The following is an 18,672-nucleotide window of genomic DNA, read 5'->3' on the forward strand; positions in this document are numbered from 1 at the left end:
GCCTTTGCGGCCCCGCCCTCTTCCTGCTCCCCGGTTACGGAGAGCGAACCGACCACACCACCCGCATCACACGTCCAGGTTCGACACCTTCAGCGCGTTGTCCTGGATGAACTCGCGGCGCGGTTCGACGACGTCGCCCATCAGGGTGGAAAAGACCTCCTCGGCCTGATCGGCGTGGCTGACGCGGACCTGCAGCAGCGAGCGCTTGGTCGGGTCCAGCGTGGTTTCCCACAGCTGGTCCGGGTTCATCTCGCCCAGGCCCTTGTAGCGCTGGATGGTCATGCCGCGGCGGCCCAGCTCCATCACCGTGTCGAACAGGGCGACGGGGCCGGTCAGGGCGCGGGTTTCCTTCTGCTTCTCGAAGGCTTGGCCGGCGGTGCCGAACACCCGCTTCAGGTCGGCGGCCAGCCCGTCGAGACGGCGGGCCTCGCCGCTCTTCAGCAGGTCGGTGTCGAACAGGTGGCGGTGGGTGACGCCGCGCCGGGCGCGGATCACCGCATAGCCGCCCTGGGGCAGCGCCTCGCCGCGCCAGCCGCCGTCGGCGTCCAGCGCGTTCATCCGCTCCGCCACCGCCTTGGCCGCCGCCTCCGCCGCCGCCTTGTCGTCGGCCAGCGCGGCGGACAGGGTGCCGGCGACCGCCGCCTGCTCCACCACCATGGCGTTGCCGACCTTGCGCGACAGTGTGTCGATCGCCGGCCGCGCGGTGCGGGCCTGATCGACCAGACCGGACAGCTGTTCGCCGATCAGCAGAGAGCCGTCCGACAGCCGGACCGACAGGTCGCCCAGCGCCGCCTCGACCAGATACTCTTCGAGCGCCCGGTCGTCCTTCAGGTAGCGTTCCTTGGCGTTGCCGCGCTTGATGCGGTAGAGCGGCGGCTGGGCGATGTAGAGATAGCCACGCTCGATCAGGTCGGGCATCTGCCGGAAGAAGAAGGTCAGCAGCAGGGTGCGGATGTGGCTGCCGTCCACGTCCGCGTCGGTCATGATGATGATCTTATGGTAGCGCGCCTTGTCGGCGTTGAACTCGTCGCTGATGCCGGTGCCCAGCGCCGCGATCAGCGTGCCGATCTCCGCCGACGACAGCATCTTGTCCAGCCGCGCCCGCTCCACGTTCAGGATCTTGCCGCGCAAGGGCAGGATGGCCTGGGACTGGCGCGAGCGGCCCTGCTTGGCCGAACCGCCGGCCGAATCGCCCTCGACGATGAACAGTTCAGACAGCGCCGGATCGCGCTCCTGGCAGTCGGCCAGCTTGCCCGGCAGCGACGACATGCTGAGCGAGCTCTTGCGCGTCATCTCGCGCGCCTTGCGGGCGGCCTCGCGGGCGGCGGCGGCCTCGACCACCTTCTGGACGACGCGGCGGGCGTCGGCCGGATGCTCCTCGAAATACTGGGCCAGCGCCTCGCCCACCACCGCCTCGACGACGGGGCGGACTTCCGACGAGACCAGCTTGTCCTTGGTCTGGCTGGAGAATTTCGGATCCGGAACCTTCACCGACAGGACGCAGGTCAGGCCTTCACGGGCGTCGTCGCCCGACAGGGCGACCTTCTCCTTCTTGGCGATGCCGGACTCGGCCGCGTAGTTGTTGATGGCACGGGTCAGCGCCGCGCGGAAGCCGGCGAGGTGGGTGCCGCCGTCCTTCTGCGGGATGTTGTTGGTGAAGCAGAGCGTCGTCTCGTGGTAGCTGTCGTTCCACTGCAGCGCGCATTCCACCGTCACCACGCCGCCATGCTCGGTCGGGCGCTCGTTCTTCAGCGTGATCGCCGGCTTGTGCAGCGCCGTCTTGGACCGGTCGAGCCAACTCACGAAAGCCTCGAGGCCGCCTTCGTAATGCAGGTTCTGCACCTTCGGCTCCACCCCGCGCGCGTCGGTCAGCACCAGGCGGACGCCGGAGTTGAGGAAGGCCAGTTCGCGCAGCCGGTGTTCCAGCGTGGCGAAATCGAACTCGATGTTGGTGAAGGTTTCGGCCGAGGGCATGAAGGTGACTTCGGTGCCCGACAGCGGCTTGCCCTTCTCCGGCACCATCGGCGCCTCGCCGACATCGGCCAGCGGCGCCTCGGCGTTGCCGTGGCGGAAGCGCATGCTCCAGGTCCGGCCGCCGCGCCAGATGCGCAGATCCAGCGTCTCGGACAGGGCGTTCACCACCGAGACGCCGACGCCGTGCAGGCCGCCGGAGACCTTGTAGCTGTTCTGGTTGAACTTGCCGCCGGCATGGAGCTGGGTCATCACGACCTCGGCCGCCGAGACGCCTTCCTCCGAATGGATGTCGGTCGGGATGCCGCGGCCGTTGTCGCGCACCGTGACCGATCCGTCGGCGTTCAGCACGACCTCGACCTTGTCGCAATAGCCGGCCAACGCCTCGTCGATGGCGTTGTCGACCACCTCGTACACCATGTGGTGCAGGCCGGACCCGTCGTCGGTGTCGCCGATGTACATGCCGGGGCGTTTGCGCACGGCATCAAGCCCGCGCAGAACGGTGATCGATTCCGCCCCATAGTCCGCCTGCTGGGGCTCCGACTGCGGGAGGTCGTTCTTCAGTGCTTCCTGTGCCATGCGTCGACTATAACAGATTCGGTTGCGGATACGGCGGTTTAGCGTGGGTGAAGACGCCTTTTTTTTGGGTCTTGGCCCGAATTTCCACCCCTATCCGGGACGGATATGGGCGTCTTCGATGCGGAACCGGCGGGCATCCTCGCCAAGCGGGTCGAAAACCCCCTCGTCGGTGCCGGTCATCCAGGCCTGGGCGCCCAATGCCAGGATTTCGCCGAACAGCGCGGCGCGGCGCTCGGGGTCGAGATGGGCGGCCACCTCGTCCAGCAGAAGGATGGGTGCTGCGCCGCGTTCGGCCGCCAGCAGCCGGGCATTGGCCAGCACGATGGCGATCAGCAGGGCCTTCTGCTCACCGGTGGAGCACAGCCCCGCCGGCATGTCCTTGGGCGCATGGCGGACGGCGAGGTCGCTCTTGTGCGGTCCCACCGTGGCGCCGCCGCCGTCGGCATCGGCGCGGCGGCCGATGCGCAAGCTGTCGCGCAGCGCATCCTCCGCCGCCAGCGCCGGGCCTTCGTCCAGCCAGCGCTCCACCGTGCCGGCGACGGCAAGGTCGGCGCCGGGAAAGGGACCGACGGAGCGGGCGCAGGCGGCGCGCAGCCGCTGCACCACCTCGCGCCGCGCCGCGGCGACGGCGATGCCGGTGGTTGCCATCTGGTCCTCCAGCGCGCCGAGCCAGCCCTCGTCGAAGCGGCCGTCGCGCAGCAACCGGGCGCGCTCGCGCAGCGCATGCTCGTAGCGCGACAGCCGCCCGGCATGGGCGGGGTCGAAGCCGAAGACCAGCCGGTCGAGGAAGCGGCGCCGTCCGCTCGATCCTTCGAGGAACAGGCGGTCCATCTGCGGGGTCAGCCAGACCATGGCGACATGGTCGGCCAGCGCGGTCTGGCCCTTGGCCGGATGGCCGTCGATGCGGACCAGCCGGCGGTCGCGGTCGGAGGTTCGATTGCCGTCATGGGGCTCGCGGCCGGTGCCGATCTCCACCGGACCCATCGGGGTGTCGAGCATCGCCGCCACCGCCCAGCCGGCGCCGGGGGGCGATCCCAGCCGCTCCACCTCGGCCAGCCGGGCGCCGCGGATGCCGCGGCCGGGGGCGAGGAAGCTGACGGCCTCCAGCAAATTGGTCTTGCCGGCCCCGTTCGGGCCGATCAGGGCGACGGGCCGGCGGTCCGGCTCCAGCCGCGCGGAGTCATAGCCACGGAAGCGCGTCAGCGTCATCCGCCGCACCGCCAAAGCGGGGGCCAAAGCCTGGGTTGGGGCGGACACCGGGGTGCCGCCGCTCATCGAAACTGCCGTGTGCTGCAACTGGTCCGTTCCGCCTGGGGCGGGGACGATCCCCGCAGCCCCATCACACACGCATCGGCATCAGGACATAGAGCGCGGTGGAGTCGGCGACGTCGCGGATGATGGTCGGCGACGCGGCGTCGGCCAGCGTGAACTGGGCGCCCTCGCCCTCGATCTGCTGCGTGATGTCCAGCAGATAGCGAGAGTTGAAGCCGATTTCCAGCGGGGACTCGGCGTAATTGACCTCCAGCTCCTCGGTGGCGCTGCCCGATTCCGGGCTGGTGGCCGACAGGGTCAGCGCGCCGCGGACGAGCGACAGCTTCACCGCCCGGCTCTTCTCGGTGGAGATGGTGGCGACGCGGTCGACGGCGGCGGCGAACAGCTTGGCGTCCACCTCCATCACCTTGTCGTTGCCGACCGGGATCACCCGCTCATAGTCGGGGAAGGTGCCGTCGATCAGCTTGGAGGTGACGACGACGCTGTCGAAGCCGAAGCGGATCTTGTTGTCGGACAGCGACAGCTCGATGCGGTCGGCGGCCTCGTCCACCAGCTTGCGGATCTCGGTGACGGTCTTGCGCGGAATGATGACGCCGGGAATGCCCTCGGCCCCGTCCGGCAGCGGCATCTCGACCCGCGCCAGCCGGTGGCCGTCGGTGGCGACGGCGCGCAGCACCGGCGTCTCCAGGCTGCCCATCTTGCTCTTGGCGGCGTGCAGGTAGATGCCGTTCAGGTAATAGCGCGTCTCCTCGGTGGAGATCGCGAAGCGGGTGCGGTCGATCAGCCCGCGCAGGTCGGCGGCGGCGACCGAGAAATTGTGCTTCAGCTCGCCGCTGGACAGCTGCGGGAAATCCTCCACCGGCAGGCAGGACAGCTTGAACTGCGAGCGGCCGGCGCGCAGCGTCAGGATGGTGCCGTCGCCGCCGATGTCCAGCTCCACTTGGCTGCCGTCGGGCAGCTTGCGGACGATGTCGAACAGGGTGTGGGCCGGGGCGGTGGTGCCGCCGGGGCGCCCGACCGTCGCCGGGACGGTTTCCACGATCTCCAGATCCATGTCGGTGGCGGCCAGCGACAGTTCGCCGTCGCCAGCGCGCAGCAGGACGTTGGACAGGATCGGAATGGTGTTCCGCCGCTCGACCACACTCTGCACGTGACCCAGGGAACGGAGAAGGGCGGCGCGTTCGATGGTGATGTTCATGCTGGCGTCGTCTCGGCGGGAGGAGTGACTGAAAAGCGGAACCACCGGGGTTGCGGGCCGTTGTCCGGCCGTCCCGCCCCGAGCGGGCGCGCATCATACCACATCGATGGTTGCGTCGAACCAAATTGTTGTGGCCAAGGCCATCGGTCGAGGGGGCTCACCCCTCCCCCCGCCGCCTCCCCTCATGCAGCCGCAGAATGTCGACGAAATCCGCGCTCTGCCAGTTGCGCGACCGGCTCAGCTCGCTGCGGACGCTGGCGACGAAGGCGTCGATCACCGCCCATTCGTCGTCGGCGATCTTCTCGACATCCTCCAGATAGCGGAAGACGACCCGGTGCAAGCCCTGGCTGACCGGGCTGATCCAGCCGTCCACCGTCTCGCCCATCGCTGCCATCAGCCGGCGGATGCGCAGCATGTGCGCCATGCGGTGGGCCGGCTTCTCCTGCGGTTCGGCCTTCATCGCCTGGATGAAGGCGAGGCGGCCGGTCTCCACCGCATAGAGGCGCAGCGACTTCAGCTCCGGGTTGGCGTAGCCGGCATTGCCGAGATAGCGGCCCCAGCGCCAGACCAGCTCCAGCAGCCAGACGATGTCCTCATGGTCGGGCACCGGGGCATGGCGGGCGTTCATCGCCGCCTGCAGCCGCGCGGCCAGCGCCGGCATCACCGTGCCGGTCAACTCGCGGCTGACCGCCGCCAGCTCCGCCCGCAGCGCAGGGCCGGTGGAGCGGCTGGCGAGGAAGCCCGTGCCGGACAGCGCCGTCAGCGCCCGGTCGAAGCGCTCCACCGCCTCGTGCAGCAGGGCGCGGGTCGGGGCGGGGGCCGACAGCACGCCGCCGTCCTGGATGTCCATATCGCCGAACATGCCGTCCACCACCTCGCGGATGGTGGTGCAGGCGGCGTTGAAGTGGCAGAGCAGGGCGCGCAAAAGCGGGTGCGACTCGCGCACTGCCGGGCCACCATGCTCGCGGACATGGCGCAGGAACACGTCGTAACGCCGCTTGACGTTCAGCCCGTAGAGCGGGGCGAACCAGGCCAGCACCTGCGACTGGTCGCGGAAGGGCAGCCCGAGATCGCGCACCCGGCGGACGAAGCCGACCATCAGCGCCGACTGGCAATCGACCTCGGCGGACCGGGGATCGCCGGCGCCCTGCATGTCCTCAATGTCGCGGCGCATCCGCTCGGTCAGCGGCACCAGCACCTCGTTGTGCTCCAGCAGGGCGCGGACGAAGCCCAGCAGGTCGCTGTCGATCGGCGCCTTGCGGCCGAGATACTGGGTGCGCAGCCGGGCGTCATGGTGCGCCTCCTCGTTCGCCAGCGCCAGGAAGCGGTCGGTCAGCTTGCGGTCGCCGACCATGGTGTAGAGGAAGTCCAGCGCCTCTTTCCGCATCAGTTCGCGCATCACCATCGCGTCGGGGCTGGCCAGCACGGCGTCCAACATTGCCTCGCGCGCCATCGCGTCCAGCCGGCTCTGCACCTCCGCCGCAAGGCCCGGAAAGGCATAACGGGTCAGCGCCGCCCAGATGCCGCCCATGTCCACCCGCTGGATCAGCGCCGGCACCGACTCCGGCGAGCGGTAGAGGATCGGGTCGTCGACCAGGAAGGGTTCGAACAGGCTGGTGAACAGCCGCCGTGCCTTCATCGGCCGCAGCCGGTTGAAATGGTCGACCAGCGCGTCGCGCAGATGCCGCGCCCGCTCGCCGTTCGGGCTGGGCGCCCCTTCCACCGCGTCCAGCACGGATCGGATGGCGTGCATGGGGATGCGGGCGACGACCTCGTCCATCTGGCGGCGGAAGGCGGTGGCATCCATCATGTCCCTGGCCGCCATGTCCTTGGCCGCCGGAAGACCGGCGGAGGGGAGGGAGGTCGTGACCGTCGGCGTGCTGCTCATGCGCCCAACACCTCGCAGGATCGTCGTCGCCTGGACGCTCATGATCCCGGGAGATTATTAAATAACCTTTGCTATTTCCATGCGTGTCTTCGGCCGGATTTTATGATTATCGGAATATGACGGGCAATTGCTTTGTAATCTCAGGTTTACCTTTTCCCCGAGTCTTCGACTAAAGCCCGGCCGCCAACTGCGCCTCCAACCCGGCGCGGTAGTCGGGATAGGTCAGGGTGACGCCAAGCTGGCGCTTGATGCGGTCGTTCTTCACCCGGCGGCAATCGGCGTAGAAGCTGGCGGCCATCGGCGACATTTCCGCCTGATCGAAGGGCACCAGCGGCGGCGGCTCCACCCCCAGCAGGCGGCAGGCATATTCCACCACCTCGTGCGACGGGCTGGGCAGGTCGTCGGCCACATTGTAGATGGCGCCCAGCGTCGGCCGCGCCATCGACGCGCGCAGCGTGTTGGCGATGTCGTCGACATGAATACGGCAGAAGACCTGACCCGGCTTGTCCACCCGCTTGGCGATGCCGTCGCGCACGGAATCGATGGCGCTGCGGCCGGGGCCGTAGATTCCGGCCAGCCGGAACAGATGCATCGGCACGCCATACTGGCGGTAGAGGTTCAGCCAGCCCCGCTCGGCCTCCACCCGCCGCTTCTGCCGCTCGCCGGTCGGCTTCAGCCAGGACACTTCGCTGACCCACTCGCCGCCGGTGTCGCCATAGACGCCGGTGGTGGACAGGTAGCCGGCCCAGTCCAGCGTGCGCAGGTCGGCCAGATCGCGGGCATGCTGGTCCAGCACCGGGTCGCCCTTGCCGTCGGGCGGGATGCTGACCAGCAGATGGGTTGTGCCGGCCAGCGCCGCCTTGGCGTCGGCCAGCGGCCGGCCGCGGTCGAACAGAAAGGCCTCGATGCCGTGGGCCTCCAACTCCGCTTTCTTTTCCTCGCTGCGGCAGGTGGCGGCGATGCGCCATCCCTCGGCGCGCAGCCGGTCGGCGAAGACGCGGGCGGTATAGCCGGGGCCGAAGACGAACAGGCGGGGATCGGTCATCGCGGGCGTTCCGGTTGGGGCGGGAAACGGTGTAACGCCGGGCTCGGCCACCGAATTGGTGTGGGGGGCTTGCACCCTGCCCGGCGATGGCGGAGTGTAAAGGCACCATGACCCGACGCAATCTTTACCTTTCCGCCGCCCTCGCCTTGGGGCTTCTCGCCGTCCTGCCGGCGCCCTCGCCGGCCGCGCAGGCGGGCTCCTCCGGGCCATCCTCCGGCCTTGACCGCAACCGCGAACTCCAGGCCTGCGCCGCCAAGGCGGAGGCCAATCCCGACGGCGCCAAGGCCGACGCCAAGCGCTGGCAGGAGCAGGGCGGCGGCGACTTCGCCAAGCTGTGCTACGCGCTGGCGCAGTTCCATGCCGGCGAGTTCAAGGCGGCCGGAACCCAGATGGAGGCGCTGGTGCCGACGCTGGGCAAGGACGACCCCAGGGCCGCCGCCTCGCTGCTCGGCCGGGCCGGCTGGGCGTGGCTGCGCGCCGGCGACCAGGGGCGGGCGGAACGGCTCTACAGCGCGGCGCTCGACAAGACGCCCGGCGACATCGACCTGCTGATCGACCGCGCCTTCGCCCGCGCCGAGGGTGAACGCTTCTGGGATGCCATCACCGACCTCGACGCCGCGCTGGCCCGCGATCCCCGCCGGGCGGACGCCTATCTCTACCGCGCGACCGCCAATAAGGCGCTGTCCAACTACCGGCAGGCGCTGGCCGACATCGACCATGCGCTGGAGCTGAAACCCGGCGATCCGGAGGCGATCCTGCTGCGCGGCAACGTCAAGGCGCTGGGCGGCAACCTGCCGGCGGCCCGCGACGACTGGTCGCTGACCCGCCGCGTCTCCCCCGACAGCGAATGGGGCCGCGCCGCCGCCGACAATCTCGCCCGCACGGCGGAGCTTGCCGGGGGCAAAGGCAAGGACGCAGGTAAGGATACGGCGAAGCCAAAGTCTCCCTGATAGGAGGTCTCCCTGGTAAGGGGCGTCCGCTGAACGACGGGTGGCCTCAAGGCTTATCCGATGCAGACACGGGCCGCCGGAGTCCTTCCGGCGGCCTGTTTTGCCGTCCGGCTCCCGCCGTCCGACTTTGCCCGCGGGAGGAACCCCGCCGCCCATGCCGCGGTTCTCCCAGGCACAGCCGGGGAGGGCATGATGTTCGAAGGATTCACGCTGGAGACCATCGAGCTGCCGGACGCGACCCTGCGGGTCCGTCATGGCGGGCAGGGCAGCCCGGTCCTGCTGCTCCACGGCCATCCGCGCACCCATGCGACCTGGCACCGGGTGGCGCCGCTGCTGGCGGCATCCCACCGCGTGGTCTGCCCCGACCTGCGGGGGTTCGGCCGGTCATCGAAGCCGGCGGACCGGCCCGACCATGCCAACTCCGCCAAACGGGCCAAGGCGCTGGATTGCCTCGCCCTGATGCGGCACCTCGGTTTCGAGCGCTTCGCCGTGGTCGGCCACGATCGTGGCTCCTACACCGCCTTCCGTCTGGCAATGGACCATCCCGCCGCCGTCACCCGTCTCGCCCTGCTCGACGGCGTGCCGATCCTGGAAGCCCTGGAGCGGTGCGATGCCCGCTTCGCCCGGGCATGGTGGCACTGGTTCTTCTTCGCCCAGCCGGACAAGCCGGAGCGCGCCATCCTGGCCGATCCCGACGCCTGGTACGGCGGCTCGGCGGAGGCGATGGGGGAGGAGGCCTACCGTGATTTCCGCGCGGCCATCCACGATCCGGCCACCGTGCATGGCATGCTGGAGGATTACCGCGCCGGGCTGGGCATCGACCGCGACCACGATGCGGCCGATCGCGCGGCCGGCCGGCGGCTGAGCTGTCCGGTGCTGGCCTTATGGTCGCTGCGGGACGATCTGGAGGAGCTTTACGGCGACGTTCTGGCGGTCTGGCGGCCCTGGGCGCCGGACCTGCGCGGGCGCGGCCTGGATTGCGGCCACCACATGGCGGAGGAGGCGCCCGAAGAGCTGGCGCGGGAGCTTCTGGAATTCCTCGGCACCTGACCGGACAAACGAAAAAGCCCCGCCGCGGCGACCGCGGGCGGGGCTTTTCCTTGAACTGGACCTGTATCCGGACCGGTTGGGCCGCTTACAGCGCCGAGTCGACCCACTGGAACAGCGCACCCTTGGGCAGGGCGCCGATCTTGGTGGCGGTGACGCTGCCGCCCTTGAACAGCATCAGCGTCGGGATGCCGCGCACGCCGTACTTGGTCGGGGTGTCCGGGTTCTCGTCGATGTTCAGCTTGGCGACGGTGACCTTGCCGTCATACTCGCCGGCCAGCTCGTCGAGCGCCGGGGCGATCATCTTGCAGGGGCCGCACCATTCCGCCCAGAAATCGACCAGGACCGGGCCGGTGGCCTTCAGGACGTCCTGCTCGAAGCTGTCGTCGGTAACCTTGATGGTGGTGCTCATGTGACCTCTTGCCTGGATTCGGAAGCGCCGCGGACCGGTTGTGGAAGGCCGGCGGCCATCGCCCCGTCAGTGGAATTGAGCAAAATGTAGGGCGGAGGCGCCCGGCCGGTCAAGTCACCCCATCTTTCGGGTGAGCCGCCGGCTGCTCCTCATCCCACCCTTGGTGCCAGTCCGGCCGCCGCCGCGTCCAGCACCGAGGGCGGCAACTCCATGGTGTAGGGGCCGTCGGTCCACAACAGCACGCAACGCACCCGGCGGCCTGGGTAAACGGCGCGCAACGCTTCGCGGTAGGCCGCCATCTGGCGCCGGTAAACCATTGGCACGTCTTCCAGATCCCGTGGCGGCGGCCGGTTGGTCTTGTAGTCGACGATCCACACCGTATCGCCGGTCAGCGCCAGCCGGTCGATGCGGCCGGCCAACGCCCGGCTGCCGTCGCCCAGCGCCACCACGCCGACCAAGGGCACCTCCGCCCGCGAGTCCGGGCCGAACAGATGCGCGAACTCCGCATGGCTCAGCACCGCCAGCGTCTCGCGCGCGATGGCGTCCTGCTGCTCCGGCGTCAGCTTGTGCGCCGGGCGGGCGAGGAAGCGGCGGCAGGCGGCCTCCCGCGCGTCCTCGGCCAGATTGGGCAGCGTCTGCAACAGCCGGTGCACCAGCAGGCCGCGGCGGAAGCGCTGGCCGTCATCGTTGCCCAAGGGCGAGCGCACCGCCGGCTCCTCGCCGTCCGGCCGGGACGGAGTCAGGGGGCGTGACGGCTCCGGCTCGCCCGGCGCCGGTTCGGCGATCCAGGGCGGCGGCGGCTCGGCGGACGCGCTTTCTTCCGTCTCGACATGGCGCGGCACCACGGCGGTCTGGGGGCCGACCAGCCGCCAGCCGTCGCCGGTCCAGCCGTCGGGACAGAGGCCGGTGAAGTCGAAGCCGTGCGGCACGCCGTTCTCGCGCATCGCCTCCTCGACCAGCCGGTACCAGCAATCGTCGGACGGCTCGCGCTTGCCCTGGTGGCCGCAGATGTAGAGCCGGTCCTCCGCCCGCGTCAGCGCGACATAGAGCAGCCGGCGGTATTCCTGGTCGCGCCGCCGGTTGGCCCGCGCCCGCGCCTCGGCGCACAGCGCATCCTCCTGGGACCGGCGGGCGGCGAACAGCGGGACCGGGCAGTCGTCGTCCGGCCACAGGATCGGCGGGCTCTGGGTCGGGCTGCCCAGCGTGTCGGGCAGGAAGACGATCGGCGCCTGCAACCCCTTGGAGCCGTGGACGGTCATGATCCGCACGGTGCCGCCGCCCTGTTCCAACTCGCGCTTGATCTCCGCGTCGCTGGCCGCCAGCCAGGCGAGGAAATTCTGCAGGGAGGGCGGTTCCGTCTTCTCGAAGGCGAGGCAGACGGCCAGGAACTCCTCCAACGGGTCCTGGGCGTCGGGACCGAGCCGCTTCAGGATCGCGCGCCGTCCCGACCGCCCGTCGGCCGGGCAGGGCCGGTTCAGCAGCCCGGCGAACAGCTCGTAGGGGGCCGAGAAGTCGGTGCGGGCCAGCAGATCGCCCAGATAGCGCCGGGCCGGGCGGAACTCGGGTTCCGTCTCCGCCAGCGCCACCAGCGAGCGCCACAGCGTGCCGCGCCGGCCATGGGCGACGCGGAACAGCTCCTCTTCCGTCAGCCCGATCAGCGGCCCCTTCAGCACGGTGGCGAGCGTCAGGTCATCGTCGGGCAGCAGCAGGAAATCGGCCAACGCCACCAGATCCATCACCGCCAGCTGTTCGGTCAGCACCATGCGGTCGACGCCGGCCACCGGCACGCCGCGGTCCTTCAGCGCGCGCACCAGTTCGGTGACGAAGGCGGTGCGGCGGCGGACCAGCACCATGACGTCGCCGGGCTGAACCGGCCGGCCCTTGGCCTCCAGCGTCTCGCCGCTGTCGATCCAGCGATGCACCGTCGCCGCGATGACCGAGGCCAGGCGGGCCGACGGCGAGTCGGCGGATTCGCGCGCCACCGGCGGCGCCCAGGCCGGCGTCTCGATGGCCTCGGCCGGCTTCACCGGCGGCCACAGCTCGACCAGACCGGCCTGCCCGCGGCGGAAGGCGCGGTGGCGGATGACCGGGCTGGCATCGGACGCCACGCCGTCGCGGGCGCGGTCGATGGCGAAGACGGCATCCACCGTCTCCAGCACCGCCGAGGTCGAACGGAAGGAGATGTCGAGGTCCACCCCCGCCCACAGCCGCTCGGCCGACTCGGCCTTGTCCTGGAAATGGCGGCGCATGCGGGCGAATTCGGCCGGATCGGCGCGCTGGAAGCTGAAGATCGACTGCTTCTCGTCACCCACCGCGAAGACGGTGCGGATCTTGCCGTCGGGGGCGGCGGCCTCCAGCTCGGCGAAGAACTCGCCGGCCAGCGACGCGACGATGGACCACTGGTCGGGGTTGGTGTCCTGCGCCTCGTCGATCAGGATATGGTCCAGGCCGCCGTCCAGCTTGTACAGCACCCACGGCACCCGCGGCGCCTTGCCGTCGCCGCCGCTCAGCAGCCGGTTGGCCGCCAGGATCAGGTCGTCGTAATCCAGCAGGGCGCGCGCCGCCTTGCGCTCGCGGTAGGCGTCCAGCATCGCCTGCGCCAGCGTCAGCAGCGCGGTGGTCGAGGCGGCGACCCCGGCGGCCTTCACCCGCTCCGCGATCTCCACCAGCCTTTCCGCCTCCTTTTGCAGGGACAAGAGCGCCTGCGGATAGGCGGTGGCCGGCTTCTTGGTGATGAGGGTTTTGCGCGGGCTGCCCTCGGCCGTCAGGAATAGGCGCTTGTAGGCCTCGAAGGCGCGGACCCGGCGGTCGGCGGCGTCCAGCCAGTGCTGGATGGCGATGCCGCGCTCCTGGTCGCCGGCGCTACCGCCCGACAGCGCCCGGCAGGCCTCGCGCAGGGCCGGCGGGTCGCATTGCTCGTCGTGGCAGGCGTGGGTCAGGATCGACTCCTCGGTCACGCCCGGCGGCACCCCAAGCCTGTCGTGGATGGCGTCGATCAGCCCGTCCAGCCCATGGAAGTCCTTGAGCAGCCGTTCCACCTGACCGCGCTGGCTGGCCAGCTCCGCCAGCAGCCCGGCGAAATCCTCGGCGTTCAGGTCGCCGGTCAGCCGGCCCATGGCGCGGCCGAGCGGGCTGTCCGGTTCGGTGCGGCCGGCATGCAGCACGGCGTCGCGTGCCTCGGTCAGCAGCCCGTCGGCGGTGCGGTCGTCCATGACGTCGAAATGCGGCGCGAGTTCGGCTTCCAGCGGGAAACGGCGCAGCAGCGACTGGCAGAAGGCGTGGATGGTCTGGATCTTCATGCCGCCGGGGCAGTCCACCACCTGGGCGAACAGCCGCCGCGCGTTCAGCCGCGCCTCCATCGACGGCCGCTCGCCGCAGAGGTCGGCCAGCCGGTCCTCCAGCGACTCGTCGGGCAGGGTCGCCCACAAGCCGAGTGTCCGGTTGATGCGGATCGCCATTTCCGCCGCGGCGGCCTTGGTGAAGGTCAGGCAGAGGATGCGCGCCGGCGGCGTGCCGGACAGCATCAGCCGCAGCACCCGGTCGGTCAGCACCTTGGTCTTGCCCGACCCGGCCGAGGCGCCGACCCAGACCGATGCCGTCGGATCGGACGCCCGCCGCTGTGCCACGTTGGGATCGAGCGGCAGGGTACGGGGGGGCAGGTCGGTCATGGTCATAGGCGGAGCTTCCGGTGCCGGGGCAGGGCCGGATGCTGGTCCAATTGTGACCGCTGGGGCAAGGGCCAAAGATCAGGAGAGCGGATCGGGCTAACCGTCAATTCGACAGACCGGCCGCTTGGCGCAGCGCGGCGTTGATGCGCGTCTGCCATCCCGGCCCGGATTCCCGGAAATGCTTCAGCACGTCGGCATCCAGTCGAAGCTTGATCGCTTCCTTGGGTGCTTCGGCCGGCGGGCGACCGCGGCGGGCCGGCTTGCCGCCGTCCATCACCGTGCCGCGTGCGAACATCTCGTCCGTGATCTCTGGGATTTCGTCGTATTCCTCGGGCTGGATGACGTGTTCGTCAACCTTCGCCAAATCGCTCTTCACAGAGTCGCTGCCCAAAGCGCGTTTGCTCCCGGTCATTGGCCTTCCTCATCGAAATGATGCGGCGAGCGTCTTCCACCTGCGTCCAGATCACGATCACCATCCGCTCTCGCAGATGCCCGACCGATATGATGCGGGTCTCGCCATAGTCGAACCGCTCGTCCGGAATATCGATCGTTCTGCCGGCGAAGACTTCTATCGCGTCGGCGAAGTCGAGGCCCCGTTCGCTCAGGGTCCGGTCACGCTTGGCGGGATCGAAAGTAATTTTCAGGAGAATTATCGTACCCCCGTAAAATTCCGGCAGCAAGAGATTTTATGGGGGTACGAAAAATCTGGTTGCGGCAATCTTGCCGACGCCGTCACGGTCGATCATGAGATGCCTTGCCCCGTTCTTCAGCCCGTCCGGTCGCTACGCTGCCGGAAATTGAACAGCTATGTACAAGTGTATGGAATTGGAAAAGTCGACACAACCTTCGGGTTGATTTCAGAAAGATTTACTCTCCCTCCCCGCCGCCCGACGACCATTCCTGGACGCGGGCCAGATGGGCGTAGTCGGTGTAGCGCGGCGCCATAGCCGGCCGTGGACGCGAGCGGTAGGGGGTGTTCGGGTCGTCGAACTGCGCGATCAGCGCCTCCAGGCCGGCCCGCGCTTCTTCACCCAATATTGCCGGGTCGCCCTTCACCGGCTTCTCCTCGCCGGCCGGGTCGCCGCCGGACAGGCGCCAGAAGGTCAGTTCGGCCACAGCGCCCTTATCCACCCCGCTGAACCCGCCGGCCGCCGCGATGGCGGCCTCCAGCGGCAGCTGCGGGGCGAAGCCCAGCTCGATCTCGCGCGCGCTCGGCGGGGTGCCGGTCTTGTAGTCGATCACCACCAGCCCGTCGGGGCCGCGGTCGATGCGGTCGGCCTTGGCGGTCAGGGTGAAGGGGCCGCCGGGGCCGGACAGCTCCAGCCGGCCCGGCACCTCGGTCGCCAGCGGGCGGATGCGGGGACGGCGCTCGCGCTCCAGATCGACAAACCAGCCGGCGACCCGCTCGAAACGCGGCCACCAGAAGGCCCAGACGTCGGGATGGCTGCGCAGTAGCGGGCCGAAGCGATCCCGCCCCAGCGCGATCAGCCGGTCGAGCGCGTCATGCGGCAGCGGGCCGGGATACTCGCGGACGAAGGCGTCGAGCGTGTCGTGGATGATCTGGCCGCGGTCGGACGCGCCGGGATCGGCGGCGATGGGGTCGAGCGCCCGCAGCCGCAGGGCGTGGCGGGCATAGATGGCGTAGGGATCGCGCATCCAGGTCTCGATCTCCGTCACCGACAGCTTACGCGGCCGGGCGGCCAGCGGCGGGCGCGGTTCCGGCGCCGCCACCGGCTGCACACGGTCCGGCTCGTCCAGCCCGCGCGCCCAATCGAGCCAGCAGGCGCCGCGCTCCTCGATCACGCCGTCCAGACCCAGCGCCTTCAGCACGGTTTCCAGCCGCAGGAGCCAGCGCGACGGCACCGTCGGCGTGCCCTCCACCCGCGCGGCGCGGGTCAGCACCACCTCCGGCGCGCCGCAGGCGTGGGCGAAGTCGTGGGCCGACATGCCGACCAGCCGTTCCGGGCTGGGCAGGCCGAAATCGCGCCGCATCGGCCGCGACATCCACGGATCGGCGGAGGCGGCCGGTGGCCAGGTGCCCTCGTTCAGCCCACCCAGGATGGTCAGGTCGAGATGTTGGAGGCGCGCCTCCATCGGACCCAGGATGAACAGGCGCGGGTGCAGGCCATAGCGGGGGCGCACCGCCCGCGCGCTCATCAGCGCGTCGAGCAGCGCCGGGTAATCCTTGGCCGGGATCGCCGGGAAGCCCTCCGCCGCATCCAGCAGGTCGTGGACGAAGCGCGCCGCCTCCTCGCCGTCATCCTGGCGCCACAGCCGCTCCGCCCCGGTCAGCGCGTCGTCGGCGGCCAGCGATTCGCAGAAGGCGACATGGGCGCGCACGAGGTCGGCCAGCGGCGTCTCGGTGGTCAGCGCCTCAAGGAAGGGGGCGGCGCGCTGGCCGATGTCGACCAGCCATGTGCGCAGGAACTCCTGCTGCTCCTCATGGTCGAAGCGGTCGGCCTGCTCCAGCGCCGCCAGCACGCCGTCGAACCCCTCGGCCGGGCGGGGGCCGCGCAGCACGACGCGCTCCAGCGCGCGGGCGGCAGCGCGGAAATCTCCTGAGTCGCGGCCGCCCGCCGCCATCGGGTGCTTGGCCAGCGCCAGCAGGGCCAGCGGATGGACGCGGCTCGCCACCAGCTCCGCCGTCAGCCGCAGATAGGTGCCGACCGCGGTGTGGGCGAGCGGCTGACCGCCGGAGTCGTTGACCAAAATGCCCCAGCGCGCCAGCGCCATGGCGACCCGGCGGCCCAGGTTGCGGTCGGGGGTGATGAGGGCGGCGGTCTTGGTCGGCGTTTCCAGCGCATGGCGCATCAGCAGCGCGATGACCTGCGCCTCTTCCTCCGAGGTGGCGGCGTCGATGCGGGTCAGCCCGTCCAGCGCCGAGGCATCCACGCCCGACAGCTCGCGCCAGCCTTCGGTGGTCGCCGCCGGGCGCATCGCCTCGGCGATCAGGCGGGCGCGGGCGCCGCGCGGCTCGGTCGCATCGGTCCAGGGCTGAACCTCTTGTCGTTCTACGCTGAGATGACGGATCAGTTGCGATAGCCCGTGCTGTGGATGAGATTCATCCTGCTCAATCGCTTGCCAGATCTCTTCCTCGGTCCCAGTGTCGAGGCCGGGCAGCACCACCGCCCCGTGCGGCAGCCGGGCGATGACAGATAGCAGGTCGGACGCGGCGACGATGGAGCCGGTGGAGCCGGCGGCGATCACCATGCCTGGCGGCGGGGCTGCCTGCCAGAGAGCGGCCTGCGTCTCCAGCGTCAGGTTCCGGCGCTTGGCCGGGTCGGCTTCTCCGGTCGACTCGAGGATGGCAGGCCAGTTAGTAACGATGATGTTAAGAAATTCTAAGGTCTTCTGCCAGTGCTCTGCGTAATCATCGGGAACGAGGTTATGGAGCCGCTCGAAATCGATACGTTCTGTCCATACCGCATCAATTAGCCGTCCCAAATCTGCTCCGAGACGCACCGCCTGCGCCGTGGTTGCCGGCAGCGGGCTTGCCAGGATCAGCCGCGCCAGCGTCATCTGCCGATTCAGGGGCGAGATGGCTTCCGGCAGGTCGAGCGGGACGTCGGGCAGCTCCTCCTCGGTCAGGCTGAGGTCGCCGGCGTCGAGTTCGCCCAGCGGCGCCATTCGCGGCAGCAGCGTCGGCTGCCCGCCCGACCGCCGCAGGAAGGCCGCCTGCAGCGCCCGGCAGGCGCGCCGCGTCGGCAGCAGCACGGTGACCCCGGCCAGCGCCATCGGGTCGCCGCCCACCCGCTCCATGATCCCCGCCGCCAGCATGTCGACGAAGGGCGCGCCCGCGGGGATGCTGTAGACTTTGGGGTGGGTCATGGTCCTGCGATCATTTCCAAGAGCGGGCTACTTTCCGTTGAGTATAGCTCGGCCCAGCCCTCAATGCGCCACCGCCCGCACGCCGCCGATGGCCAGCAGATCCTCGGCCTCCTTCAGCCCGGCGGGTGTGCCGATGTGGAACCACAGCCCGTCATGGGCAAGGCCGAACAGCCGCCCCGCCGCCTGGGCGCGATCCCAGATCAGGTTGGTGGAGAAGGCACCGTCCGGCGTGTCGGCCGCGAACAGCTCCGGCTTGACGATCTGCACCCCGGCATAGACGAAGGGCGCCAGCTCACGCTCGCCCCGGCGGGTCAGGCCGCCCAGCGGGTCCATGTGATAGTCGCCGAGCCCGTCATAGCCGACCGACTTGGTCGTCGCCATCAGCAGGAGCAGCGCGTCCATCTCCGCCGGGTTCCAGTGCGCGGCGAGCCGGCGCAGAGCCGGCACCGGCCCGTCCAGCCAGAAGATGTCGGCATTCACGGTGTAGATCGGCGCGGTGCCCAGGTGGGGCAGGGCGTTCTTCACGCCGCCGCCGGTCTCCAGCAGCGTGTTCTCCGGCGACAGGGTGATGGCGGGGGATGTCCGGCCCTTCAGATGCTCCCCGATCATCGCGCCCAGATAGTGGCTGTTGACCACCGCCCGGCCGACGCCGGCCGCGGCCAGCCGGTCCAGCGCGTGGTCCAGCATCGTCTTGCCCAGCACCGGGATCAGCGGCTTCGGCATGTGGTTGGTCAGCGGGCGCATGCGCAGGCCCTGGCCGGCGGCCAGAACCATCGCAGTCTGGGGCGCGGTGTCGGGAATGGTCACGGTCATC

Annotated in this window: 13 protein-coding genes; 2 read left to right on the forward strand and 11 right to left on the reverse strand. The window is 69.9% G+C overall.

What is annotated here, in order from left to right; all coding sequences use genetic code 11:
* Positions 1-66: 66 nt before the first annotated feature.
* The 5 genes from gyrB to M5E06_RS13005 form a co-directional block, all read right to left on the reverse strand.
* A complete protein-coding gene (gene gyrB, locus M5E06_RS12985; protein WP_109152687.1) occupies positions 67-2,550 on the reverse strand; it encodes a DNA topoisomerase (ATP-hydrolyzing) subunit B in 2,484 nt (827 codons plus the stop codon).
* Between the two features lie 90 nt (positions 2,551-2,640).
* Positions 2,641-3,825, reverse strand: a complete 1,185-nt coding sequence (gene recF / locus M5E06_RS12990) for a DNA replication/repair protein RecF (protein ID WP_252138549.1) — start codon at positions 3,823-3,825, stop codon at positions 2,641-2,643.
* 64 nt (positions 3,826-3,889) lie between these two features.
* A complete protein-coding gene (dnaN, locus tag M5E06_RS12995; RefSeq protein ID WP_109073268.1) occupies positions 3,890-5,020 on the reverse strand; it encodes a DNA polymerase III subunit beta in 1,131 nt (376 codons plus the stop codon).
* A 157-nt stretch (positions 5,021-5,177) separates the two neighbouring features.
* On the reverse strand, positions 5,178-6,908 hold the full coding sequence (locus M5E06_RS13000) for a hypothetical protein (RefSeq protein WP_252138456.1): 1,731 nt from the start codon (positions 6,906-6,908) through the stop codon (positions 5,178-5,180).
* 169 nt (positions 6,909-7,077) lie between these two features.
* Positions 7,078-7,953 (reverse strand): SDR family oxidoreductase, encoded by an 876-nt coding sequence (locus tag M5E06_RS13005; RefSeq protein WP_252138457.1) that lies wholly within the window; start codon positions 7,951-7,953, stop codon positions 7,078-7,080.
* Positions 7,954-8,060: 107 nt separating this feature from the next.
* On the opposite strand from M5E06_RS13005, the gene M5E06_RS13010 reads away from it, so the two are divergent.
* On the forward strand, positions 8,061-8,903 hold the full coding sequence (locus M5E06_RS13010; RefSeq protein ID WP_252138458.1) for a tetratricopeptide repeat protein: 843 nt from the start codon (positions 8,061-8,063) through the stop codon (positions 8,901-8,903).
* A gap of 189 nt (positions 8,904-9,092) precedes the next feature.
* On the forward strand, positions 9,093-9,953 hold the full coding sequence (locus M5E06_RS13015; RefSeq protein ID WP_252138459.1) for an alpha/beta fold hydrolase: 861 nt from the start codon (positions 9,093-9,095) through the stop codon (positions 9,951-9,953).
* A gap of 85 nt (positions 9,954-10,038) precedes the next feature.
* Here M5E06_RS13015 and trxA read toward each other — a convergent pair whose 3' ends face one another.
* The 6 genes from trxA to M5E06_RS13045 form a co-directional block, all read right to left on the reverse strand.
* A complete protein-coding gene (trxA, locus tag M5E06_RS13020) occupies positions 10,039-10,362 on the reverse strand; it encodes a thioredoxin TrxA (protein WP_252138460.1) in 324 nt (107 codons plus the stop codon).
* A 149-nt stretch (positions 10,363-10,511) separates the two neighbouring features.
* Positions 10,512-14,036, reverse strand: a complete 3,525-nt coding sequence (addA, locus tag M5E06_RS13025) for a double-strand break repair helicase AddA (protein ID WP_252138461.1) — start codon at positions 14,034-14,036, stop codon at positions 10,512-10,514.
* Between the two features lie 97 nt (positions 14,037-14,133).
* Positions 14,134-14,394, reverse strand: a complete 261-nt coding sequence (locus M5E06_RS13030) for a BrnA antitoxin family protein (RefSeq protein WP_252138462.1) — start codon at positions 14,392-14,394, stop codon at positions 14,134-14,136.
* A complete protein-coding gene (locus M5E06_RS13035) occupies positions 14,381-14,710 on the reverse strand; it encodes a BrnT family toxin (protein ID WP_252138463.1) in 330 nt (109 codons plus the stop codon). The genes M5E06_RS13030 and M5E06_RS13035 overlap by 14 nt, the downstream gene beginning before the upstream one ends.
* Before the next feature lie 187 nt (positions 14,711-14,897).
* Positions 14,898-17,858, reverse strand: coding sequence for a double-strand break repair protein AddB (gene addB / locus M5E06_RS13040; protein WP_252138464.1), 2,961 nt, complete (start codon positions 17,856-17,858; stop codon positions 14,898-14,900).
* A 60-nt stretch (positions 17,859-17,918) separates the two neighbouring features.
* Positions 17,919-18,671, reverse strand: coding sequence for a nucleotidyltransferase family protein (locus M5E06_RS13045; RefSeq protein WP_252138465.1), 753 nt, complete (start codon positions 18,669-18,671; stop codon positions 17,919-17,921).
* Position 18,672 lies beyond the last annotated feature (1 nt).

It is taken from the genome of Azospirillum sp. A1-3 (assembly GCF_023806445.1).
GTDB lineage: Bacteria > Pseudomonadota > Alphaproteobacteria > Azospirillales > Azospirillaceae > Azospirillum.

Excerpts from the sequence above, each read along its gene's own strand:
- M5E06_RS13005 (WP_252138457.1), bottom strand. The coding sequence starts at position 7,953 with ATGACCGATCCCCGCCTGTTCGTCTTCGGCCCCGGCTATACCGCCCGC.
- M5E06_RS13045 (WP_252138465.1), bottom strand. The coding sequence starts at position 18,671 with ATGACCGTGACCATTCCCGACACCGCGCCCCAGACTGCGATGGTTCTG.
- M5E06_RS13015 (WP_252138459.1), top strand. The coding sequence starts at position 9,093 with ATGATGTTCGAAGGATTCACGCTGGAGACCATCGAGCTGCCGGACGCG.
- addA (WP_252138461.1), bottom strand. The coding sequence starts at position 14,036 with ATGACCATGACCGACCTGCCCCCCCGTACCCTGCCGCTCGATCCCAAC.
- gyrB (WP_109152687.1), bottom strand. The coding sequence starts at position 2,550 with ATGGCACAGGAAGCACTGAAGAACGACCTCCCGCAGTCGGAGCCCCAG.
- recF (WP_252138549.1), bottom strand. The coding sequence starts at position 3,825 with ATGAGCGGCGGCACCCCGGTGTCCGCCCCAACCCAGGCTTTGGCCCCC.
- dnaN (WP_109073268.1), bottom strand. The coding sequence starts at position 5,020 with ATGAACATCACCATCGAACGCGCCGCCCTTCTCCGTTCCCTGGGTCAC.
- M5E06_RS13000 (WP_252138456.1), bottom strand. The coding sequence starts at position 6,908 with ATGAGCAGCACGCCGACGGTCACGACCTCCCTCCCCTCCGCCGGTCTT.
- trxA (WP_252138460.1), bottom strand. The coding sequence starts at position 10,362 with ATGAGCACCACCATCAAGGTTACCGACGACAGCTTCGAGCAGGACGTC.
- M5E06_RS13010 (WP_252138458.1), top strand. The coding sequence starts at position 8,061 with ATGACCCGACGCAATCTTTACCTTTCCGCCGCCCTCGCCTTGGGGCTT.
- addB (WP_252138464.1), bottom strand. The coding sequence starts at position 17,858 with ATGACCCACCCCAAAGTCTACAGCATCCCCGCGGGCGCGCCCTTCGTC.